The 21,745-nt window shown below is 38.3% G+C and carries 22 protein-coding genes; 14 read left to right on the forward strand and 8 right to left on the reverse strand.

From position 1 onward, the window contains the following. Window position 1 precedes the first annotated feature (1 nt). The 3 genes from FPQ13_RS07290 to lpdA are packed head-to-tail and all read left to right on the forward strand — an operon-like array spanning window position 2 to window position 3,718. Window positions 2–979 carry an alpha-ketoacid dehydrogenase subunit beta gene (locus tag FPQ13_RS07290; RefSeq protein ID WP_144088681.1) on the forward strand — a complete coding sequence of 326 codons (978 nt, stop codon included), beginning with the start codon at window positions 2–4 and terminating at the stop codon, window positions 977–979. Between the two features lie 31 nt (window positions 980–1,010). Then, on the forward strand, window positions 1,011–2,306 hold the full coding sequence (locus FPQ13_RS07295; RefSeq protein ID WP_144088682.1) for a dihydrolipoamide acetyltransferase family protein: 1,296 nt from the start codon (window positions 1,011–1,013) through the stop codon (window positions 2,304–2,306). Window positions 2,307–2,308: 2 nt separating this feature from the next. Continuing rightward, window positions 2,309–3,718, forward strand: a complete 1,410-nt coding sequence (gene lpdA, locus FPQ13_RS07300; RefSeq protein ID WP_144088683.1) for a dihydrolipoyl dehydrogenase — start codon at window positions 2,309–2,311, stop codon at window positions 3,716–3,718. Window positions 3,719–4,323: 605 nt separating this feature from the next. Here lpdA and FPQ13_RS07305 read toward each other — a convergent pair. After that, on the reverse strand, window positions 4,324–5,877 hold the full coding sequence (locus FPQ13_RS07305) for a glycine betaine uptake BCCT transporter (RefSeq protein WP_144088684.1): 1,554 nt from the start codon (window positions 5,875–5,877) through the stop codon (window positions 4,324–4,326). 223 nt (window positions 5,878–6,100) lie between these two features. Between FPQ13_RS07305 and FPQ13_RS07310 the strand changes: the two genes are divergently transcribed. The 4 genes from FPQ13_RS07310 to FPQ13_RS07325 all read left to right on the forward strand — a co-directional run bounded on the left by FPQ13_RS07310 (window position 6,101) and on the right by FPQ13_RS07325 (window position 9,357). Continuing rightward, complete coding sequence (locus tag FPQ13_RS07310; RefSeq protein ID WP_144088685.1) at window positions 6,101–6,994, forward strand: polysaccharide deacetylase family protein; 894 nt, start codon at window positions 6,101–6,103, stop codon at window positions 6,992–6,994. Between the two features lie 273 nt (window positions 6,995–7,267). Next, complete coding sequence (locus FPQ13_RS07315; protein WP_144088686.1) at window positions 7,268–7,726, forward strand: helix-turn-helix domain-containing protein; 459 nt, start codon at window positions 7,268–7,270, stop codon at window positions 7,724–7,726. Between the two features lie 383 nt (window positions 7,727–8,109). Beyond that, entirely contained in the window at window positions 8,110–9,075 is a 966-nt protein-coding gene (locus FPQ13_RS07320) for an NAD(P)H-dependent flavin oxidoreductase (protein WP_144088687.1), read from the forward strand. A 15-nt stretch (window positions 9,076–9,090) separates the two neighbouring features. Continuing rightward, the gene (locus tag FPQ13_RS07325; RefSeq protein ID WP_144088688.1) at window positions 9,091–9,357 is read left to right on the forward strand and encodes a UPF0223 family protein; all 267 of its coding nucleotides are present in this window, start codon (window positions 9,091–9,093) and stop codon (window positions 9,355–9,357) included. A 55-nt stretch (window positions 9,358–9,412) separates the two neighbouring features. Here the strand turns inward: FPQ13_RS07325 and FPQ13_RS07330 are convergent, their stop codons facing one another. Beyond that, window positions 9,413–10,057: a YktB family protein gene (locus tag FPQ13_RS07330; RefSeq protein WP_144088689.1), complete on the reverse strand. Its 645-nt coding sequence runs from the start codon at window positions 10,055–10,057 to the stop codon at window positions 9,413–9,415. 161 nt (window positions 10,058–10,218) lie between these two features. Here FPQ13_RS07330 and FPQ13_RS07335 point away from each other — a divergent pair, with 161 nt between their 5' ends. Continuing rightward, window positions 10,219–11,019 (forward strand): inositol monophosphatase family protein, encoded by an 801-nt coding sequence (locus FPQ13_RS07335; protein ID WP_144088690.1) that lies wholly within the window; start codon window positions 10,219–10,221, stop codon window positions 11,017–11,019. A gap of 93 nt (window positions 11,020–11,112) precedes the next feature. On the opposite strand, the gene FPQ13_RS07340 is transcribed toward FPQ13_RS07335, so the two are convergent. Continuing rightward, on the reverse strand, window positions 11,113–11,295 hold the full coding sequence (locus tag FPQ13_RS07340; protein WP_144088691.1) for a hypothetical protein: 183 nt from the start codon (window positions 11,293–11,295) through the stop codon (window positions 11,113–11,115). Window positions 11,296–11,415: 120 nt separating this feature from the next. Here FPQ13_RS07340 and FPQ13_RS07345 point away from each other — a divergent pair, with 120 nt between their 5' ends. Then, window positions 11,416–11,751 (forward strand): YlaH-like family protein, encoded by a 336-nt coding sequence (locus FPQ13_RS07345; RefSeq protein WP_144088692.1) that lies wholly within the window; start codon window positions 11,416–11,418, stop codon window positions 11,749–11,751. A gap of 28 nt (window positions 11,752–11,779) precedes the next feature. On the opposite strand, the gene FPQ13_RS07350 is transcribed toward FPQ13_RS07345, so the two are convergent. Then, window positions 11,780–11,980: a DUF2197 domain-containing protein gene (locus FPQ13_RS07350; RefSeq protein ID WP_144088693.1), complete on the reverse strand. Its 201-nt coding sequence runs from the start codon at window positions 11,978–11,980 to the stop codon at window positions 11,780–11,782. A 169-nt stretch (window positions 11,981–12,149) separates the two neighbouring features. On the opposite strand from FPQ13_RS07350, the gene FPQ13_RS07355 reads away from it, so the two are divergent. Next, a complete protein-coding gene (locus tag FPQ13_RS07355; RefSeq protein WP_144088694.1) occupies window positions 12,150–12,425 on the forward strand; it encodes a hypothetical protein in 276 nt (91 codons plus the stop codon). A 50-nt stretch (window positions 12,426–12,475) separates the two neighbouring features. On the opposite strand, the gene FPQ13_RS07360 is transcribed toward FPQ13_RS07355, so the two are convergent. Next, complete coding sequence (locus FPQ13_RS07360; protein ID WP_186279592.1) at window positions 12,476–13,048, reverse strand: YhcN/YlaJ family sporulation lipoprotein; 573 nt, start codon at window positions 13,046–13,048, stop codon at window positions 12,476–12,478. Between the two features lie 100 nt (window positions 13,049–13,148). After that, a complete protein-coding gene (locus FPQ13_RS07365) occupies window positions 13,149–13,607 on the reverse strand; it encodes a hypothetical protein (RefSeq protein WP_144088696.1) in 459 nt (152 codons plus the stop codon). Window positions 13,608–13,689: 82 nt separating this feature from the next. Here FPQ13_RS07365 and glsA point away from each other — a divergent pair, with 82 nt between their 5' ends. Then, window positions 13,690–14,622, forward strand: a complete 933-nt coding sequence (glsA, locus tag FPQ13_RS07370; RefSeq protein ID WP_144088697.1) for a glutaminase A — start codon at window positions 13,690–13,692, stop codon at window positions 14,620–14,622. A 111-nt stretch (window positions 14,623–14,733) separates the two neighbouring features. Next, window positions 14,734–15,024: an Fpa/YlaN family protein gene (locus FPQ13_RS07375; protein WP_144088698.1), complete on the forward strand. Its 291-nt coding sequence runs from the start codon at window positions 14,734–14,736 to the stop codon at window positions 15,022–15,024. 104 nt (window positions 15,025–15,128) lie between these two features. Here FPQ13_RS07375 and FPQ13_RS07380 read toward each other — a convergent pair whose 3' ends face one another. After that, window positions 15,129–15,722 carry a DNA-3-methyladenine glycosylase gene (locus FPQ13_RS07380; protein ID WP_144088699.1) on the reverse strand — a complete coding sequence of 198 codons (594 nt, stop codon included), beginning with the start codon at window positions 15,720–15,722 and terminating at the stop codon, window positions 15,129–15,131. A gap of 159 nt (window positions 15,723–15,881) precedes the next feature. Here FPQ13_RS07380 and pyc point away from each other — a divergent pair, with 159 nt between their 5' ends. Further along, on the forward strand, window positions 15,882–19,325 hold the full coding sequence (gene pyc, locus FPQ13_RS07385) for a pyruvate carboxylase (protein WP_144088700.1): 3,444 nt from the start codon (window positions 15,882–15,884) through the stop codon (window positions 19,323–19,325). Between the two features lie 100 nt (window positions 19,326–19,425). On the opposite strand, the gene FPQ13_RS07390 is transcribed toward pyc, so the two are convergent. Then, window positions 19,426–20,343 carry a COX15/CtaA family protein gene (locus FPQ13_RS07390; protein WP_186279593.1) on the reverse strand — a complete coding sequence of 306 codons (918 nt, stop codon included), beginning with the start codon at window positions 20,341–20,343 and terminating at the stop codon, window positions 19,426–19,428. Window positions 20,344–20,749: 406 nt separating this feature from the next. Here FPQ13_RS07390 and cyoE point away from each other — a divergent pair, with 406 nt between their 5' ends. After that, window positions 20,750–21,688, forward strand: a complete 939-nt coding sequence (gene cyoE / locus FPQ13_RS07395) for a heme o synthase (protein WP_144088702.1) — start codon at window positions 20,750–20,752, stop codon at window positions 21,686–21,688. Window positions 21,689–21,745 lie beyond the last annotated feature (57 nt).

Below are 21,745 nucleotides of genomic sequence, written 5' to 3' on the forward strand. Positions count from 1 at the left end.
AATGGCTGAAATGACTATGATTCAAGCAATAACTGATGCCTTACGCACAGAGTTGAAGAACGACGACAATGTGCTCGTTTTTGGTGAGGATGTTGGCCAAAATGGTGGTGTGTTTCGTGCTACTGAAGGCTTACAAGACGAGTTCGGAGAAGAGAGAGTTTTTGATACGCCATTGGCTGAATCAGGAATTATCGGCATGGCTGTCGGTCTATCGACACAAGATTACCGACCAGTACCGGAAATTCAGTTCTTCGGCTTTGTTTTCGAAGCGATGGATGCAGTTGTAGGTCAAGCTGCTCGTATGCGTTATCGTTCTGGAGGAAGATGGCATGCGCCAATAACAATTCGCTCACCATTTGGTGGTGGTGTACACACACCAGAACTTCACGCAGACAGCTTGGAAGGATTTATGACACAGGCACCTGGTCTTCGTGTTGTTATTCCTTCAGGACCATACGATGCAAAAGGGCTACTTATTTCTTCAATCCGAAATAACGATCCTGTTATTTTCTTGGAGCATATGAAGTTGTATCGTTCTTTCCGTGAAGAAGTTCCTGAAGAGGAATATACAATTGACTTGGATAAAGCAAACATTGTAAAAGAAGGTACCGATATGACGTTGGTTGCATACGGTGCAATGGTTCACGCTTCCCTTAAAGCAGCAGAAGAATTAGAAGAAGAGGGAATTAGCTGTGAGGTAATCGACCTTCGTACAGTAAGCCCGATCGATATTGATACAATTTTAGAGTCAGTTAAGAAAACAAACCGTGCGATTGTCGTGCAAGAAGCTCAGCGTCAAGCAGGAGTTGCAGCTGGCATTGTTGCTGAAATTCAGGAACGTGCGATCTTGCATCTAGAATCACCTGTTTTCCGAGTAACTGCACCAGATACGGTCTATCCATTCTCTCAAGCAGAAGAAGTATGGTTACCAAATCATCAAGACATTAAAGAAAAAGTAAAAGAATCAATGAACTTTTAATCGAAAATGACAATGAATAGGAGGGATTATCTTGGCCTTTGAATTTAAACTTCCTGATATTGGTGAAGGAATCCATGAAGGTGAAATTGCCAAGTGGTTTGTCAAAGAAGGCGACCAAGTAAGCGAAGATGATGTCTTAGCCGAGGTTCAAAACGATAAGGCAGTCGTTGAGATCCCATCTCCGGTTGATGGGACAGTCAAAAAAATCTTTGTAGATGAAGGCGAAGTAACGACCGTTGGTACGGTAATTATTACTTTCGATGCAGAAGGTTATGAAGACGATGAATCTGAAGAAGAATCATCGAAAGAAGAACCGAAACAAGAAGAGCAAACAGAAGAAAAGAAAGAAGAGCCAAAAGAAGAGAAGGCAGCGGAAACTAAACAAGCAGAAACGAGTGATAAGTCTGCTGATGAAAATAAACGCGTTATTGCAATGCCGTCTGTCCGTAAATATGCGCGAGACAATGACGTGAATATCCAACAAGTAAGCGGTTCGGGTAAAAATGGACGAATCTTGAAAGACGATATTGATAAGTTCTTAAGCGGAGATCAACCTGCTGAAGAAGCTCAACAGACAGAAGAAACGACAGAGCAAGATTCTGCACCGCAAACGACAGAAGGACAGTACCCTGAAACACGAGAGAAGATCAGTGGTATTCGTCGTACAATTGCGAATGCAATGGTGAACTCTAAACGCACAGCGCCACACGTGACGCTAATGGATGACGTTGACGTTACGGCATTGGTCGAACACCGTAAGAGATTTAAAGCAATTGCAGAAGAGCAAGATGTTAAATTGACGTACTTGCCATATGTCGTAAAAGCTCTTGTTTCTACATTGAAGAAGTATCCTATACTGAATGCTTCATTTAATGACGAAACAGAAGAACTTATTTATAAACATTATTACAACATTGGAATTGCTGCAGACACAGACCGCGGACTACTTGTACCGGTCGTTAAAGACGCAGATCGCAAGTCCATGTTTGAAATCTCTTCTGAAATAAATGAGTTGGCAACGAAAGCGCGTGATGGTAAACTTTCCCCAGGGGAGATGAAAGGTGCTTCTTGTTCGATTACGAATATCGGATCAGCAGGTGGACAATGGTTCACTCCTGTCATTAACCATCCTGAAATGGGTATTTTAGGTATTGGTCGCATTAGTGAGAAACCAGTTGTTCGCGACGGAGAAGTTGTTGTAGCACCTGTATTAGCATTATCTCTAAGCTTTGATCACCGTATGGTTGACGGAGCAACAGCGCAATATGCGATGAATCATGTTAAACGTTTATTGAACGATCCACAACTAATTATGATGGAGGGTTGATTATGGTAGTAGGAGATTTTCCAGAAGAAGTAGATACGCTAATCGTCGGTGCTGGACCCGGCGGTTACGTTGCAGCAATCCGAGCTGCACAAATGGGACAAAAAGTAACCATTGTAGATAAGGGTAACCTAGGCGGCGTTTGTTTGAACGTAGGCTGTATCCCTTCAAAAGCATTAATTTCAGCAGGTCATCGTTATGAGCAAGCATCTGGCTCTGATGACATGGGAATTGTTGCTGAAAAAGTATCTGTTAATTGGGACAAGGTCCAAGAATGGAAAGGTCAAGTTGTAAACAAACTAACCGGCGGTGTTGAAAGCTTATTAAAAGCGAATAAAGTAGACATCGTTAAAGGTGAAGCTTATTTCGTTGATCAAAATACAGCTAAAATCATGGACGACAAGCAGTCTCAAACGTACAAGTTTAAAAACTGTATTCTTGCAACAGGTTCTAGACCGGTCGAATTAAAACCATTCCCTTACTCAGAGCGTGTATTAGACTCTACAGGTGCGTTGAACTTAAAAGAAGTTCCAGGGAAAATGGTTGTAATCGGTGGAGGATACATCGGTACTGAACTTGGTGGCGCATACGCAAGCTTTGGTACAGAAGTGACAATCCTTGAAGGTACAAAAGATATCTTGGGCGGTTTTGAAAAGCAAATGACCCAATTAGTGAAGAAACGTCTAAAAGGAAAAGGCGTAGATATCGTTACTGAAGCTATGGCTCAAGGTGTAGAAGAAACCGACAATGGTGTGAAAGTAACGTATGAAGTAAAAGGTGAAGAAAAAACGATCGAAGCTGATTACCTATTGGTAACGGTTGGTCGTCGTCCAAACACTGATGAAATTGGACTTGAAGAAGTTGGCGTAGAAATGGATGATAAAGGCTTAATTAAAGTGGATAAACAAGGACGTACGAATGTCGACAGCATCTTTGCTATTGGTGACATCGTTGACGGACCTCCACTAGCTCATAAAGCTTCCTATGAAGGTAAAATTGCTGCTGAAGCAATCAGTGGTGAAAAATCAGAAATTGATTATCTATCTATGCCACTTGTCGTTTTCTCAGATCCAGAACTTGCAAGTGTCGGATACAATGAGAGCGACGCAAAAGAAGCAGGCTACGATGTTAAAGTTTCGAAATTCCCATTCGCCGCTAATGGCCGTGCGTTAAGCTTAAATGACACAGATGGTTTCGTGAAATTAATTACACGTAAATCAGATGGATTAGTTATTGGTGCTCAAGTTGCTGGTCCAAGTGCTAGTGACTTAATTGCAGAATTAGGACTTGCTGTTGAAGCTGGAATGACAGCTGAAGACTTAGCATTGACGATTCATGCTCACCCAACACTTGGTGAGACGGTTATGGAAGCAGGCGATCTTGCAATCGGTATGCCAATCCATACAATGAAATAAACTGTGAAATAAATGAAAACACACCAACCCAGTTAAGCCCTATGGTTTGCTGGTTGGTGTGTTTTTTCATAGTATTCTGTTGGATATTCTTGCATGCCCTTCTATAAATACGAGTAAATACTCTACGAAATGGTATTGGATTTGAAGAGCATTTTTTGTACTTATAAACAAAAAACCACCTCGAACAAAATACAAAACTTAGTTCGAGGTGGTTTCAAAAACAAATTAGATCATACTGTAGCCGGCAAATTATGAGGATGAACTTTACCTTGTAAAACCCTCTGCATTTCCTGCAGCGAGCTGTTAATATAAAGCGGAGAGTCATGTAATGGGCTTTCCGCTTTATATTTGCTTCTATTTAAAAAGAAGCATGAGATTTCTATCACGCAATTAAAAAAGAAGCACACTTTGTATTATACCCAAAAAAAGAGATGGAGTAATTATTAATGACTGACAACCCAATCCGTTCGTTAATGATTAACGGGTGAGAAACTTCCATAAAAAAAGATGAAGCTCGTCGCTTCATCCAATAAGTACAAAATTGATTGATTTTAGTGTTTTTAGAAAATCTTTTATTAAATGAATGTTCTGTTCTAAATCACTCGTTATATTCGCTCAGTCGGTTCATTTCTTCTCCGTCTCTTAAGCGGAGCATTCCTTGCTTCTTCTCTAAACACTTTGACTAATGAGAAAATCACCATCAGCAAGATAAACACGAACGGAAAGGCTGCTAAGATTGAAGCGGTTTGCAATGCACCTAATCCTCCTTGCCATAGTAACACGGCAGCCGTTGCTGACTGTATCAATCCCCAAGCAAGTTTCACTCGAACATGTGGGTTCAAACTACCGCCTGTCGTTTGCATACCTAGAACGAATGTTGCTGAATCTGCAGAAGTAATGAAAAATGTACTAATCAATAAAATCGCTAGTAACGATGTAATGAACGACAATGGATAGTTTTCAAGAACAGTGAATAACGCGATTTCAGCCCCTTGATCATTAACCACTGACATAATATCCATTCCTTGGTGATATTCCAAAGAAATAGCAGATCCGCCGAAAACAGCGAACCACAATGCACCAAAAATTGTTGGAACTAATAATACACCAATAACAAATTCTCTGACCGTACGTCCTCTAGAGACACGGGCGATGAACATTCCAACGAATGGTGCCCAAGCGATCCACCATGCCCAATAGAACATCGTCCAATTTTGTAGCCATACTGCATTTTCTGAATTAAACGGTGTTGTTCTAAAGCTCATGGACGGAAGGTTTTGAACGTACCCACCTAATGAAGTTGTAAAGAAATTCATGATGAAATTGGTTGGTCCAGCGAACAACAAGAAAAACATCAATAAGAAAGCAATAATAATATTTGTTGTACTTAGAATCCGAATACCTTTATTCAGTCCAGTCGCTGCTGATATCATGAATAAAACAGTGACAACAGCAATGATAATCAATTGAACGACAATTGTGTTACTGATTGCAGGTACAATGAAGCCTAATCCACTGGCTATTTGTTGTGCACCTAAACCAAGAGATGTCGCAACACCGAATACTGTTGCAAATACAGCGATCACGTTGACGACTGTACCATATGCACCGTTCATTTTATCCCCGAATAATGGTTTTAACGTAGTACTGATTAAGCCTGGCTCATCTTTTCTGAATTGGAAATATGCTAACGCCATTGCTAAAATTGCATAAATCCCCCACGGGTGTAGTCCCCAGTGGAAAAATGAGAACTGTAATGCAGTTTTAGCTGCTTCCGTTTCATCCGCTGTTGCATAAGGAGGCATGTTGAAATGTGAAATAGGCTCTGCAGCTCCCCAAAATACAAGACCAATACCCATACCAGCACTAAATAACATTCCGAACCAAGTTAAATAGTTATATTCCGGTTCGTCTTCATCTTTTCCTAACTTGATATTCCCGTACTTCGAAACAACTAGGAATATCGCAAAAATTAAGAATGAAGTTGCTGAAAGTAAGTAAAACCAACCGAACTTATCAACAATAAAACCTTGGATGTTAGTCGTGATATTATTTAAGTTCCAAGTCGGCAGGATGCTTGAAGGAATAATCCCCCAAACGATAAATAAAAGTGCTATTAATAATGAAATGTAAAAAACTCTAGTTACTTTTTTCTTCAATTTTTAACCCTCCTATTGAACCAGTATAACGACATTATTTTAAGAACACATACTCCATTGAAACAAAATTTTTAAGGACATTCAAGAAAATCTCACGTATTTAATGTTCTTTTACTTTTACCCTCTTACTTATAAAATAACCATTTCACAACAAAATAACTGTTTCCTGACAACACTTATCAAGTTATAATAAGATTAATACATATATATAGGGGGACAACCATTGAAAACGAAATACATCATTGCAATACTACTCACTTTATTATTCGTTGCAGGCTGTCAAACAAATGATGAGACAGAACTAAATGATCAACCATCTGAACCAGCACAAGAGTCATCAGAAGATGCTGAAAAAGATGTAGAGGAAGTGGACAGTGAAGAAGAAACAAAGGACATGGAAGTGGAAGACTCTGACGAAACGAAGGAAGAAGACGAAACAAAAGAAGAGGCAAGCGATATAGAAGAACAAAAACAAAAGCAAACACCTAAATATAAAATGAACGATTTATTTGGTTTTGATCCAATCGATGATGCGGAAGAGCAAGTTGTTTTGATGACAATTGATGATGCACCGGATCAGAATGCAGTTGAAATGGCAGAGATATTAACGGAGATGAACGTACCAGCAATCTTCTTTGTCAATGGACATTTTATTGAATCAGAAGAAGAGAAAAAAGCGTTAAAACAAATTCATGACATGGGTTTTGCAATCGGAAATCATACGTACGACCATAAGAATTTAAAAGAATTAACAGAAGAAGAGCAAAGAGAACAAATTGTTCCACTAAGTGATGAGATTGAAAAAATCATTGGAGAACGTCCAATATTTTTCAGAGCCCCGCATGGTGCCAATACGGATTATGCGAAAGAGTTAGTTAAAGAAGAAGGCATGTTGTTGATGAATTGGTCATTTGGTTATGATTTTAAAGCAGATTACATGGATAAAGAGGCCTTAACGACTATTATGTTGGAAACCGAATTATTAGGAAATGGATCAAATCTCTTAATGCACGATCGCGAATGGACGAAAGAAGCACTGCCAGATATTATTACTGGTTTGAGGGATAAGGGGTTTGGTTTTATCGATCCAAGTGAAATTCAAACAAAAGATTCTTAAATAAGAACGAACTGTCTGTTCGACTCAATCACTTTTTCGATAAATCAAGTTTAGCGGAAAGTTTTCAAATGATTTATTTTAAGCTGACTTGAACAGTCAACTACGAGATTGATTTTATGAACTATGAAAAAAAGTATTTAGCAATCGAACCAGATTGCTAAATAACAGGATCTATCAGGGTGCAACACTAGGTTGCCCCTTGATGCACCTATAACTATCTTTACTATATCCCTTCACCTCAGTAATAATGAAAAAGGAAAGGCGGTGAACAAAATGTTTTTTGGCGACAAATTAAAAAAAGAACGAGAAAAAAAAGGTTGGTCACAAGACTATCTCGCTGAAAAAATATATGTAAGTCGTCAATCAGTTTCAAAATGGGAGACTGGTAAAAATTATCCTAGCATCGAAGTGATTATCAATTTAAGTGATTTATTCGGTGTCACGATAGATGAATTATTGAGGAGTGACGAAGAATTGAAGGAAAAAGTAATTCGAGATAGTAAACAACTCGCACATCCAAAATGGAAAACATTTTTTGACAGCTTGTTTTTATTAGGTGCATTTTTATTGTTAGCTAAGCTGATAATTTTAGCCTTAAATTATTTCGTTGGTACAGAATTTTTGGTGACAGATGGGAAATTACTAAAAATTACAGCCAACTTTTTACCATTAACCATGATGATAATAGGTGGAATTGGTTCAGATAGTTTAAAGGATAGATATATTGATTAACTAATTTGTTCTTTTAACGGGCGCAAATTGTTTATTAAGGAAAATAAGAAATTAAGATACAAAAGATACGAGAGATTATTCTTGTATCTTTTTTAGTGTTTTTTTCTTTAAAATTTTAAGGCGATAGTGATAAATTTTAGTGTCTTGCTGAGTATGGCTATCAGCCAATATTTCGGCATCGGAAAAAATAGGAATCTTATCAAGATACGAGTCGTATTTTCAAATCGTTGCGCCTGAAGAATCTCCACCCTTTTCCCATTGAGGTGGAAGGAGAAAAGGCAGTTTTTTATGTATTCTTACCTCATTCAGCTGAGGGTGACTTTTTTAATAATTAGAAATAAATGATATTATGAGAACAGAATATCTGAGTTGGAGGTACGACTATGAAAACGAGATTAACGGATTTACTTGGAATTGAGTTACCGATTATTCAAGGCGGATTAGCTCATTTGGCATATGCTGACCTTGCCGCAGCCGTTTCCAATGCAGGTGGTTTAGGTCAAATTACTGCGATGAGCTTGGATAATGAAAATGCATTGAGGGAAGAAATACAAAAAGTAAAGCAATTAACCGACAAACCATTTGGTGTAAACTTTGCAATCGGACAGCACGGTCGACCATTTGAACATATGGTGCAAGCGGCCTTAGATGAAAATGTACCAGTTATTTCTGTAACAGGCGGGAATCCTAAGCCTGTATTGGAAATGTTTCAAGGAACAAACACAAAAAAATTGGTTTTGGTTGCAGCGAAAAGACAAGCAGAGAAAGCAGAAGAGCTAGGCGCAGACGCAGTGATGGTTGTTGGTTATGAAGGTGGAGGCCACTTGGGCAGAGATCATATCGGAAACTTCGTGCTTATTCCTGAAGTTGTCCAAGCAGTTGATATACCCGTAGTAGCTTCCGGTGGAATTAGTGATGGTAAAGGGCTTATGGCTGCATTGTCATTTGGTGCGGAAGGCATTGAGATGGGCACACGGTTTATAGCGACTAAAGAGTGCGTCCATGCAAGCGAAGCTTATAAGCAAGCAATCCTTGATGCCGGAGCTCAGTCGACTGTATTAATCAAAGAAACAATTGGGGCACCAGCTCGTGCGCTACGAAATGATTGGACTGATAAAATTTTGGAGTTGGAACAGGATAATGTCGGTTATGAAGGCTTGAAGGACTATATTAGTGGAAAAGCCAACAAAAGATTTGCTCAAGAAGGACAAGTTGATGAAGGGTTTGTCTGGGCTGGACAAGTCGCATGGCGAATACAAGACATTCCATCCGTTCAGGAGTTATTTAATCAATTGATTGATGAAGTAGATGAAATTCAACAACGATTAACTAAAATTACGACAAAATAGGGGTGGACTAACTTTATGGAATACAGCTATCCAATAGATCCTGATTGGACTACAGAAGAGATTGTCAATGTGGTCGAATTATTTCAGAAGGTGGAGGAAGCATACGAGCAAGGAACGAATACGAAGGAAGTATTACACGCCTATAATGAATTTAAAAAAGTCGTTCCTTCAAAAGCTGAAGAGAAAACATTGTTTAAGGAGTTTGAGAAAAAATCAGGTTTTGTACCTTATCAAGTGATTCAAAAGGCAAAGGCAGCGGATAATGAAACAATAAAAATGTAGAAATTGAAACCCGAGCGATGATTAATCGCTCGGGTTTCCTGCTTCATCGGTTCCTTTAATGATTCGTTGAAACATTTTTAGCAAGTTCATAAAAGCGCATTAATTGTTTGAACGTATCTTCGCACTCTTGGATGAACTTGGTACCATCTCGAAGTATTGGATCATTTCTGTCGAATGTTTTTCCACAAAGCAATTCTGCTTTCTTAACCGTTTGAAGACGATCAACGACCCGATCAAACTCCCCCTGCTTCATTTGCTCATGTGAAATCGTCTCGGGCTTCATGTGGTCTTCAGACCAAACAAAGTCATTCGGTATTTCTTCTAAAATTTCATCTTTAAGCTTTTTAAGTTGTACTGCCAGCCCTTCTTTTATAGGACTTTCATAAATGACTGCAAACCAGATAAATACGTGAGACTCCCACATACCAATCTGAAAATGAGGTAACTTTTTATATCCTCTTTTACTGCTCGCTAATGCAGCCCACGTATCATTCGGTGGATTTTTCGTTCTTCTTGCATGTTTGGCGACATGGACAAACATTTCATCACCTGAAAGACTAGATAAGTCAGGTTCTAGCTGATTGGCAATCGTCTCGAGCTTTGTCGATATTCGACTTCTTAGAGCTTCCATTCGTTCTTCTAAACCGTCGATGGTAAATACGTCAAAGTCTTGTTGTTCAAAGCCGTTAAAACTGTTCATTTAGTTCCCTCTTTTCAACTTCATGGTCATCAATAGAAATTGTAGCATAAACCAACCACTGACGTTAAGAAATGTAACCATCGGTGCTTTAAGTGATTTGTTAGCTATTTTTTGATACGATAATTGGTGTGACGAAGTTTTTATAGAAGGAGCAAAGAACAATGGACAACTTTGAAAAAAGCAATCTAATTGATGAAGCAAAAAGAATAATATTTAAAGCAAGTGAGCAAATAAAAAGTCATATGCAACGTCCTTATGAAATTAATACAAAGCAAGATCGAAAAGATTTAGTTACAGAAATTGATGAGAGTACAGAGAAATTTATTATCGAAAAAATCCGTAGTTCTTTTCCAGATCATAAAATTATGGCGGAAGAGGGAACTGGTGATGACGTGACTTCTTTAGACGGGACCGTATGGATTATAGATCCGATTGATGGAACGATGAACTTTATCCACCAAAAACGATTCTTTGCGATATCTATTGGTGTTTATCATAATGGTGAAGGTATCGTCGGACTGATCTACGATGTGATGGACGATACACTATACGAAGGCGTCAAGGGCGAGGGTGCGTATAAAAATGGTAAGAAACTTCCTGAGCTAACGAAAGAAAAAGAACTAAAAGATACGTTAATAGGAATTAATAGTTTTTGGTCTGTACCAAATAGACGCTTAAATGAAGAGAAAATTCATCAGTTGATTCGGGATGTTAGAGGTACACGTTCATACGGTTCAGCTGCTCTAGAATTCGCTTATATTGCAGAAGGCATTATTGATGCGTATATAACGATGCGTCTTTCTCCTTGGGATATAGCCGCCGGGCTGATCATCATTAACGAAGTTGGAGGTAAAGCAACTCGCGTAAATGGGGAACCGCTTGATCTTTTAAAAGAGAACTCTGTATTAGCAGCCAATGAGGTTGTTCATAGTAGATATATTCATTATATCGAAGAGAAATAATGTGGTTAGTTATATATTATTAAAAATTATTGGCTGCACAATCGCTTCTTGTTTTGCGATGTGCAGCCAATACAACGTAATTTATAATAAACTTTATCTTTTGATTGAAGCGTAATGTTTCTTTTTGTAGCGTAAGCCAAAGACCATTACAGCCATTCCTCCGAAAAAGAAGGCGAACACCAACCAAAAGTTTTGAAAGCTTATTGCGACTGCTGTTGCCAAGAACAAACTGACAACTAATACGGCCAATAAGGCCATTTTTATTTCAAACTTCATAATTATTCAACTCCCGAAAATAATAAATTCACGATTTTGTGATGTTTTTTACGTTTTCATAATAGAAAAAAACAAATTGATTTAGTATGATTGTATTGGACACGATAGGAGGTTAACCCCATGGATAAAACGGTTTCCCAACAATTTAGCTTTAGCCCAGTCGAGCGTTACTTTTTAATCGACGTCGGTGGAAATCTCGGGTTTTGGCTATTGTTTTTTGCTATATTTTACTTAGCAGTAATTACGTATAAACTCGGTTTCGCAAAAGAACTACCATTATTGAAGTCAATCATTGTGTACATAATGTTATTTATTGGTTGTTTTGTGTTAGCGATTTTTGCTATATTTGCTCTACCAATTGCCGAAGTGCTTATTGTGATTGCTCTCGTGCTAGGAATTTATCGCTTTCGATTATATCGCGAACGAAAAGAGCGAAATCATCCTACTAATGAATAAAGACTGCTGCCGTCATTGGCGGCAGTTTTTATTTGTTATTATTAAAATCCGTCTGAATTGTTTCATGTGGTGTCGATTCTTGTGATTTTTGCTTAACTTTTTGAGTAATCCGCTGATCACAATCAGGACATAGGTAAGAGAGCTTTCTCTTTTTTTGCAACTCCTTCGCTAATAACGAAAAAGGCTCCAGAGTATCTACCCGATCACAAAGAATACATTTTACACGCATTAATCTCACCTCAAATCCACTATATATTATATCATCAATAACACCCGATTTGGAATGATGAATAAAAATTGCTATTCAACAAAAATACGAAGACGAGGTTTGAAAATGATTGGATAGGGAATTTATAAAATCATAAGTGTTATTGAACATAATGAGGAGGGGACTTACGATGAAAAAAAGATTGTTAGCGGCACTTGGAGCCGGGGCAGTTGCATATGTAATGTCTGATGAAAATCGAAAACAAAAAGTGATGAAAAAAGTAGAAGGGTTAAAAAATAAATATTTCGGTGAAAAAGATCAAATTCCTGAGGTTGAATCAGGGAAACCAGATTTTCAAAATGTTGAAAACTCTAAAATGGTCGATGAAGGATCACAATTTGGCGTCCAGTACTACAATAAAGTGCAAGAAGGCGAAGATCCAACAAAACTTCCTACCCAACAATAATATTGAACTCCCTTGTCTATGATGGACAAGGGAGTTTCATTATTGACGCGTTATAGCGGCTGATTTTGCTCTTGTCGTTCCTGTTGAATGTCTTCGGTGTTTTCTTGGTTATTTTCATACTCTTCATCTTGATCTGTCTCACGCATCGGCATATCAGGGATATACCGTCCAATGACATTAGCGATTTCGTCTAAAATGACACTTCGTCCTTGGCCGTTTCGAATGGACTCGTTTATATTAGCAATTCGTTTCATTATATCTCCATCAGCCACAACGTACGCATAACGTCCATACGGGTCATGTTTAATAATCTCCGTTACCGCATGCTTGACAGAACCTGACTTACCACGATCTAAATCTTCATTGATGTCAATACCAACAATTGTATAATCACCAAAAACGAGGGCTCTAGCATTGTTTACATTTGGAACGCTATTGGCTAGTTGGACTAATCGTTCAGCTGCCTCTTGATTTGTATGTTCTTGCGTTGTCTGATGGTTCGTAGGATCATTTACACGTTGTAAGTCAGGGCTTGCATTATTTTCAGGCGAGTTAGCTTCTTGATTGCTACAACCTGAAAAAAGAAGTATAAATAAGATAAGGAGTGTAGCTTTCCACTTCAAAATAAAAAACCTCCTTTTTTAGATAGCTTGAGTAAAAAAGGAGGTTGTATGCATAGTAAAAATAGACAAATCCCAAACAACTATGAGAAAATGGGAAAGCTTAGTTAATCGTGATCAAGTCTATTCCTTTAAATGGTGCATGTTGATTCGTACCATCTCCGAACAAAAGGTGAACGGGACCATCTTCTTTTGGCGGTTTACCGTCAATTGCAAAGATCAATAACGAATCTTTTAATTTATCCAATGAAATCTCGACTTCACCTTGATCGGTATGTAGAATGGCAGAGGTTGCACCTTCGTTTGGACTAGACGTTTCTAAAAAAGGTTTGATTGGCATCACGTAGCTATTTTCGAGCACTTTCTTGCCTTCAAATCGACTGACACTTCGATTGACTGGCGGTCTGACCCGCTGTTGATGCTCGGTGTCCTTTTCAGGGGCGTTTTCTTCTTTATCTGGTGAAAAGGCTTCTTCAAGCTTAATTTTCCGATCATCAAAAATCCATACAGTTGGATCAAGTGTTATGGGAAATTGAACATTCCCTTTTAATTGAACGATCATTGTTGTTACACCTCTTTTTTATAAATTTCCTATACAAGTATAACGAACATTTTTGATGAATGCATTAAAGGAGTGATTTTTCATGATCGAAATCGACGAAAAAGATCTACATTATTGGCTTGAGCATGTGAAGATTTATGCGAATAACGGAAAGGTCGCAGATTATATTCCAGCATTGGCCAATCAACAACCAGAAATCAATGCAACGGCTTTTTACCCAATAGGTGATAAAGAAGTGGCGTGTGCGGGACAAGCTGATTACTCTTTTACAATACAAAGTGTATCGAAGGTTCTCACATTAGCATTAGCTTTAATTCAACATGGGGAGCAAGCCGTATTTTCTCGAGTTGGTAAGGAACCGTCGAGTGACCCATTTTATTCCATCCAAAAGTTAGAGGTTGAAAAACCAAGTAAACCACTTAATCCAATGATTAACGCAGGTGCTCTTGCGGTGACCAATATGATTAGAGGACGCGGGTCAGATGAGATGGTTCAAGAAATATTGAATCTTGTTCGGCTCTTAGCCGACGATTCATCCATCGACTATGATGAAGAAGTAGCACGTTCAGAGTTTGAAACAGCATTTTTGAACCGAGCACTCAGTTACTTTATGAAACAAAATGGAATCATTACTGGAAGCGTAGAGGAGCTTCTGGATGTTTATACAAAGCAGTGTGCCATCACAGTGAATGTGAAACAGTTAGCCCGTATTGCAGCTGTTTTTGCGAATGACGGAAAAGATCCGGATACAAATCAACCATTGTTACCGTCACATGTTGCCCGCGTATGTAAAACGTTCATGGTGACCTGTGGCATGTACGACGCTTCTGGAACCTTTGCGATAAATGTTGGAATTCCGGCAAAAAGTGGAGTGTCTGGTTGTATTATGGGAGTCATTAAAGAGTCAGGTGGATTGGCTGTTTTCGGGCCGGCGTTAGATGAACAGGGGAACAGTGTTGTTGGTATGCATTTACTGAAAGACTTAGCAGATGATAAACGGTGGTCGATCTTCTAATCGTCCTGGTTGTGAACGTTCACTACGTGAGTATGGATAATTTCTTGCAATTTCGCGTTGGAGAAGGTACTATTTAATAAGGGAACGTAGGAAAGTTAGGAGGGGTTTTCTGTGTCATCCAGAATATCACTAGAAAAGAACCAAGCCTTGGCCCTCTTGCAGGCAGATGCTGATAAGATTTTGCAGCTAATTAAAGTTCAAATGGACAACTTAACTATGCCTCAATGTCCTCTCTATGAAGAGGTATTAGATACTCAAATGTTTGGTCTCTCAAGAGAAATAAATTTTGCTGTTCGCTTGGATTTAATTCAAGAGGAAGATGGTAAAGCAATTATGGAGAACTTGGAAAGACAATTGAGTGCGTTGCACGAAGTTGCCCAAGATACCAAAAATTTATCATAATAAAAACTCAAACAATGCTTACATCGATTACGTGAAGGCATTCGTTTGAGTTTTTTTGCATGTAAACGACGTTTTATTCGAAAAAGATGCTGAGCAAGCTAAATTTACCTCGAAACAAACGGATTATTACTGATCCAAAATCGATAAGGGTAAGCAACAGCCTCTTTTGCATTTGGAATTCCAATTCGATTACCAATCATTATTTCTTGCGGTCTTTCACCAACAGCAATATATAGCGGCTTCTCCCACAAACGATTACCGTAATAAGATTTGTCTATACCCATAGCTTTTGTGAGTTTACCTGGTCCACTTGTAAGATTCGCTCTTTTTGAAACGGGTCTATTTTCCAACATAACATCCTCACCAATCATTGGTTCTATTCCACGGATTAGTACTGCTTCTGGCTGATTGGCTCGACCAGTTACGATATTAAATAAATGATGTGTATGCATTGTATATACATAAGCAAATCCAGCTTCGTGAAACATAATCTCCGTTCGCTTCGTTCGACGATTGTTAAAGCTATGTGCTGCTCGGTCGTCTGCTCCCAAGTACGCCTCTGTTTCAACGATTTTCCCCACAAGTAGTCCATTGGGGGTTTCGTGAACTAAAAAAGAACCGAGCAACTCTTCTGCTAATTGAAGAGTCGGTTGATTGAAAAAAGATTGATGAACGGGTTGTAAGATTTTATGGTCCATTGCGATCCCTCCAACGAATATGTGTTATTAGTTTACCCGCTTTTAGAGAAAGCGTAAATTTATAACTGAACAATAATTCATTTTTTTGGCAGGAATTTTTAAAAATATGTTGAAATTTAAAAGAGATGAGAGAAATTTTGCGAATTTGGGAGGGTCATCATGACAGAAAGCAAATCAATTAATAAAGTATTAGTAGCGAATAGAGGAGAAATAGCTATTCGTGTATTTCGAGCGTGTACAGAATTGAACATACGAACGGTTGCGATTTACTCTGAAGAAGATACAGGCTCTTATCATCGATATAAAGCTGATGAAGCCTACTTGGTTGGGGTTGGCAAAAAGCCTATTGACGCCTATTTGGATATTGAAGGAATTATTGAGTTAGCTAAACGTGTAGGAGTTGACGCCATTCATCCAGGTTATGGCTTTTTATCTGAAAACATTCAGTTTGCCAAACGGTGTGAAGAGGAAGGTATTATTTTCATTGGTCCGAAGAGTGAGCATTTAAACGTGTTTGGAGATAAAGTTAAGGCTCGGAAACAAGCGATGGAAGCTGGTATTCCCGTCATTCCTGGTACGGATGGTCCAGTTCAATCATTAGAAGAAGTGGAAACGTTTTCTGAAAAACACGGATTCCCTATAATGATCAAAGCGGCTCTTGGTGGAGGCGGACGAGGGATGCGTATCGTTCGCACAAAAGAAGCGTTGAAAGAAGCTTATGACCGTGCGAAATCCGAAGCGAAAGCAGCATTTGGTAACGATGAGATTTACGTTGAGCGATTAGTAGAGCAACCGAAACATATCGAAGTGCAAATATTAGGTGATGAAGCAGGAAATATCCTTCATTTATATGAAAGAGACTGTTCGATTCAACGTCGTCACCAAAAAGTAGTAGAGATTGCACCAAGCATTTCATTGTCTGATTCACAGCGTCATGAGATTTGCGATGCAGCTGTAAAGCTAATGAAAGATATAAATTACCTCAACGCGGGTACGGTTGAGTTTTTAGTAACAGAGGATGAATTTTTCTTTATTGAAGTAAATCCGCGAGTTCAAGTCGAGCATACAATCACTGAAATGATTACAGGCTGTGATATTGTTCAAACACAGCTGCGAATTGCTATGGGTTACTCTTTGCACGATAAAGAAATTGGATTACCGAAACAGTCGGAAATAACGACGCACGGGTACGCAATTCAGTCTAGGGTCACAACGGAAGACCCATTGAATAACTTTATGCCTGATACAGGTAAAATTATGGCCTATCGAACAGGTGGTGGCTTTGGTGTCCGCTTGGATGCAGGGAACGGCTTTCAAGGAGCAGTCATCTCACCACATTATGATTCATTACTTGTAAAAGTATCTACGTGGGCTCTTTCTTTTGAACAAGCCGCACGAAAAATGGTGCGAAATTTAAAGGAGTTTCGAATTCGTGGTATAAAAACCAATATTCCATTCTTGGAAAACGTAATTCTGCACAAGAAGTTTTTAAATGGAAGCTATGATACCACCTTTATTGATTCGTCACCAGAGCTTTTTGTATTTCCGAAGAAAAAAGATCGGGGAACCAAATTGTTATCTTACTTGGCTTCTACAACAGTTAACAGCCCATTGACGACAGGGAAAGAGAAGAAGCCGTTATTTGATTCCGTCAGAATTCCAACTGTAAAGTCGGATAGCGAACCAGCAGCAGGAACAAAACAGATTCTTGATGAAAAAGGCCCTGAAGCAGTCAGTGAATGGCTGAAACAACAAAAAGAAGTATTATTGACAGACACCACTTTTCGCGATGCTCACCAATCGTTACTGGCGACACGTGTTCGTACAAAAGATTTATTAGGGATTGCGGAGCCCACGGCAAAACTACTACCTAATTTATTTTCTGTTGAAATGTGGGGAGGGGCAACCTTCGATGTCTCTTATCGATTTTTGAGAGAGGATCCTTGGGAGCGATTGATAAAGCTTCGCGAAAAAATGCCGAATGTATTATTCCAAATGCTTTTGCGTGCGAGTAATGCGGTAGGATATACAAATTATCCGGATAACGTTATTGATGAATTTGTAGAAAAGAGTGCTCAAGCAGGTATCGATGTCTTCCGGATTTTCGATAGCTTGAATTGGGTAGAAGGCATGAAGCCGGCAATCGAGGCTGTACGAAAACAGAATAAAATTGCTGAAGTGTCAATGTGTTATACCGGAGATATTTTAGATCCTAAAAGAGATAAATACGATTTAGATTATTACATTAACTTAGCGAAAGAACTGGAATCGTTAGGTGCTCATATTTTAGGCATAAAAGATATGGCGGGTCTATTAAAACCAGAAGCGGCTTACCAGCTAATTTCTGCATTGAAACGAGAAATTGACATACCAATTCATCTACACACACATGATACGAGTGGAAATGGTGTCATGATGTACGCGAGAGCGATTGAAGCGGGAGTCGATGCAGTCGATGTTGCTGTTAGCTCGATGGCTGGCCATACTTCTCAGCCGAGTGCGAACAGTTTGTATCATGCATTGGAAGGAAATGAACGTCAACCGAAAGTTGATATTCAATCTTATGAAGAGTTGAACAAGTACTGGGAAGATGTTCGTGATTATTATGGTAATTTTGAAAGTGGTTTAAAAGCACCTCATACAGAGATCTACTTACATGAGATGCCTGGTGGACAGTATAGTAATTTACAACAGCAAGCAAAGGCTGTTGGACTGGGTGACCGTTGGGATGAAGTAAAATACATGTACCGCACAGTTAACGACATGTTTGGTGATCTAATCAAAGTTACACCTTCATCTAAAATTGTAGGTGATATGGCGCTATTTATGGTGCAAAATGATTTAACGGTTGATGATGTATATGAAAAAGGGGATAACTTAGATTTCCCAGATTCAGTAGTTGAATTTTTCCGAGGAATGATCGGCAAGCCTTATCAAGGATTTCCTAAAGAATTGCAACGAATTATTTTAAAAGGCAAGGAAGAAATCCCTGGGAGACCTGGCGAGCAGTTGAAGCCCGTTAATTTTGAAGCGCTGCAAGAGCAATTGTTTGAGAAACTAAATCGTCAAGTGACGACACACGAAGTTATCTCTTATGCGTTATATCCAAAAGTCTTTTTGGACTATGAGCAATTTGTAGATCAATACGGAAATATATCTGTTCTCGATACGCCATCATTTATTTATGGTTTACGGTTAGGAGAAGAGGTTTCTGTTGAGATCGAACAAGGGAAGACGTTAATCATTAAATTAGTTTCAGTTGGAGAGCCACAAAAAGATGGTACGCGTGTCGTGTATTTCGAACTGAATGGTCAACCAAGAGAAGTTGTCGTACGCGATGAACATATTAAAGACGTCCAAGATCAAAAAATGAAGGCAGATTCAAGTGACCCTAAACAAATTGGAGCATCGATGCCTGGTACAGTTGTTGAGGTACTAGTAAAAGAGGGTGAGACAGTCAGCAAAAATGACTACTTGATGATTACTGAATCGATGAAAATGGAAACGACAATCCAAGCACCATTTGATGGGAAAATAAAACGAGTACAAGTGAAAAATGGGGAAGCCCTTGAATCGGGTGATCTATTAATCGAATTTGAATAATATATTGTACTGTCCAGCAACAAAGTGTTTGCTGGGCAGTTTTATGAGTAAACGAATTAAATATAAAAAAAGCCGTCACCTTGTTTGGTGACGACGATTATTATTGCTCATTTGCTAATTTACTTCTTCGTGCCAACATTAAGAAATAACAAAGAATCGTAAAGAACAATGAAATGAACGTAGCGTGCAATAATCCTACGAAAATATTTCCGGTAGTAAAAATAATGAACGCACCAAGTACAACTTGCAAAAAGATGAATATTGTCGCAATTAGCCAAACCTTACGAATAAACGGTTGATTTATTTTGCGCATTACTTGAATAAATAAAACAACTACCCATAAAAATAAGATTCCGGCCATTAACCGATGTCCCATTTGAATCCATTGATCCGTTGATAGCCCAGCCATTGTTGGCGAATTGTTATAACAGAAGGGCCAATCAGGGCAAACTAAACTTGAGTATTTGTGTCGGACCAACGCTCCAGAATAGACAACGATTAACGTATAAACGAACAATCCCCAAAAGTTTATGCGTAACCATTTTGGTATGTGAACACGTTCGGTGTGTAGTTTGCGATCGACATCAAATATAATCAAAGCTAAAAGTACAGAAGCAGCGAAGGCTACAAGTGATATACCAAAGTGCATTGCTTTAATAATACTTGATTGGTCAAAAAGAACGGCTGCAGCACCTAATAAGGATTGAATGATTAAAAATAAAATCGAAAGGTAGACCAAAAATTTTGTTTCTTTGATATCACGATAGTCTTTCCATGCGATATAAGAAAGTAATAAGACAAGAATAATGCCAATACCAGACATGATTCGGTGCCCAAATTCTACGACTAATTCGAAAGTTATGTCGGTAGGGATCAACTGACCATCACAAAGTGGCCAACTACGACCGCAGCCAAGACCTGATTCTGTTTTTGTAACTAATGCTCCACCGATTAAAACGAAAAACATAGAGATTGAAGTGATGATAGCAATCGGTTTCGGTTGTAGTAATTTCTTCATATAATAAATTCACCTTTCTGATAGGCATAAACACATTCATAACCTATCTTAATACAAAATCAACCAGATGGAAATAAACAATGGTTACAACTTTTTAACATTAGTTATAATGTATATATCAGTAACAAAACAGTGTACTACCGGCTACTAAAAATGAAAAGGGTTTAGTTTCGACAAAAAATAGGTTAGAATAATGATATATATACTTAATTGAACGTCACCTAACATAATTACAAAAAAAGATTTTACAGTGACTTTTCACATATTTTTCACACATAAGAAATCAATATATGCTTTAATAGAAGTAGTTGTGTTTACATGGTACAATTACTATGTAAATAAAATGTAACATTATGTAGGTTAGGCTATAAATGTAAAAAGGGTTTAAACGAGAGGGGATCCTACAATGAATGAATCACGCACAGTTCAATCTACGTCCTCACAGTTGATGGATTCACCGAATACTGGTGTAAAAGCCCTGTGGACAGACTTTCTCGCATTGATTAAGATAGGAATTGTCAATTCCAATCTTATGACAGCTTTCGCGGGTTTTTGGCTTGCGTTATACTATACAAATCAAACCTTTTCAAACAACTGGCTTGCATTTATTGGAATGATGGCAGGTACAGCGCTTGTTATCGCTGGTGGTTGTGTCATCAATAATTACTATGATCGTGATATTGATCATTTAATGGCACGCACAAAAGAAAGGGCGACAATTACTGGAAGTATTCCTTTATCAGTAGTACTTGCCATGGGAATAGGGTTTTCAGCAATAGGCATGATCGTGTTGTTCCTTGTTTCTCCAGTTGCAGCCTTTTTCGGATTATTTGGTTGGTTTGTCTATGTATTTCTATACACAATGTGGTCAAAAAGAAAGTATACGATTAATACTGTTGTTGGATGTTTTTCTGGAGCAGCTCCGCCGCTAATTGGCTGGGCAGCCGTAGATTCTACATTACATCCAGTCGCATTAGTTTTGTTTTTAATTATGTTTCTCTGGCAAATTCCACATTTTCTATCATTGGCTATAATGAAAAAAGAAGATTATTCAACAGCGAATGTTCCGATGCTGCCAGTAGTATATGGTAATAAAATTACGAAAAGACAAATTTTCATTTATACGATTTGTTTAATGCCTTTACCATTTTACTTCTTTTCATTAGGTACAATATTTATGGTATTTGCCACATTGTTAACGCTCGGTTGGGTCGTCCTCGCTTTTGCAGGATTTCGCACAAAAGATGACACCAAATGGGCAAGAAGAATGTTTCTATATTCATTAAACTACTTAACCTTATTTTTCATAGGAATAGTCGTTGCGACCATTCCACAAATCATTTGAAATAATTAAGAATTTATTTCTTAATTCTTTTATAAATTTCATACAACATAAGAATGA

Origin of the sequence: Allobacillus salarius (assembly GCF_007559425.1) — a bacterium.
In the GTDB taxonomy this organism is placed as follows: Bacteria; Bacillota; Bacilli; order Bacillales; family Alkalibacillaceae; genus Allobacillus; species Allobacillus salarius.

Bases quoted from the DNA above. Each gene is read 5' to 3' on its own strand.
- FPQ13_RS07290 (WP_144088681.1), top strand. From the start codon at position 2: ATGGCTGAAATGACTATGATTCAAGCAATAACTGATGCCTTACGCACA.
- lpdA (WP_144088683.1), top strand. From the start codon at position 2,309: ATGGTAGTAGGAGATTTTCCAGAAGAAGTAGATACGCTAATCGTCGGT.
- FPQ13_RS07315 (WP_144088686.1), top strand. From the start codon at position 7,268: ATGTTTTTTGGCGACAAATTAAAAAAAGAACGAGAAAAAAAAGGTTGG.
- FPQ13_RS07320 (WP_144088687.1), top strand. From the start codon at position 8,110: ATGAAAACGAGATTAACGGATTTACTTGGAATTGAGTTACCGATTATT.
- FPQ13_RS07325 (WP_144088688.1), top strand. From the start codon at position 9,091: ATGGAATACAGCTATCCAATAGATCCTGATTGGACTACAGAAGAGATT.
- FPQ13_RS07330 (WP_144088689.1), bottom strand. From the start codon at position 10,057: ATGAACAGTTTTAACGGCTTTGAACAACAAGACTTTGACGTATTTACC.
- FPQ13_RS07335 (WP_144088690.1), top strand. From the start codon at position 10,219: ATGGACAACTTTGAAAAAAGCAATCTAATTGATGAAGCAAAAAGAATA.
- FPQ13_RS07340 (WP_144088691.1), bottom strand. From the start codon at position 11,295: ATGAAGTTTGAAATAAAAATGGCCTTATTGGCCGTATTAGTTGTCAGT.
- FPQ13_RS07345 (WP_144088692.1), top strand. From the start codon at position 11,416: ATGGATAAAACGGTTTCCCAACAATTTAGCTTTAGCCCAGTCGAGCGT.
- FPQ13_RS07350 (WP_144088693.1), bottom strand. From the start codon at position 11,980: ATGCGTGTAAAATGTATTCTTTGTGATCGGGTAGATACTCTGGAGCCT.
- FPQ13_RS07355 (WP_144088694.1), top strand. From the start codon at position 12,150: ATGAAAAAAAGATTGTTAGCGGCACTTGGAGCCGGGGCAGTTGCATAT.
- FPQ13_RS07365 (WP_144088696.1), bottom strand. From the start codon at position 13,607: ATGATCGTTCAATTAAAAGGGAATGTTCAATTTCCCATAACACTTGAT.
- glsA (WP_144088697.1), top strand. From the start codon at position 13,690: ATGATCGAAATCGACGAAAAAGATCTACATTATTGGCTTGAGCATGTG.
- FPQ13_RS07380 (WP_144088699.1), bottom strand. From the start codon at position 15,722: ATGGACCATAAAATCTTACAACCCGTTCATCAATCTTTTTTCAATCAA.
- pyc (WP_144088700.1), top strand. From the start codon at position 15,882: ATGACAGAAAGCAAATCAATTAATAAAGTATTAGTAGCGAATAGAGGA.
- FPQ13_RS07390 (WP_186279593.1), bottom strand. From the start codon at position 20,343: ATGAAGAAATTACTACAACCGAAACCGATTGCTATCATCACTTCAATC.
- cyoE (WP_144088702.1), top strand. From the start codon at position 20,750: ATGAATGAATCACGCACAGTTCAATCTACGTCCTCACAGTTGATGGAT.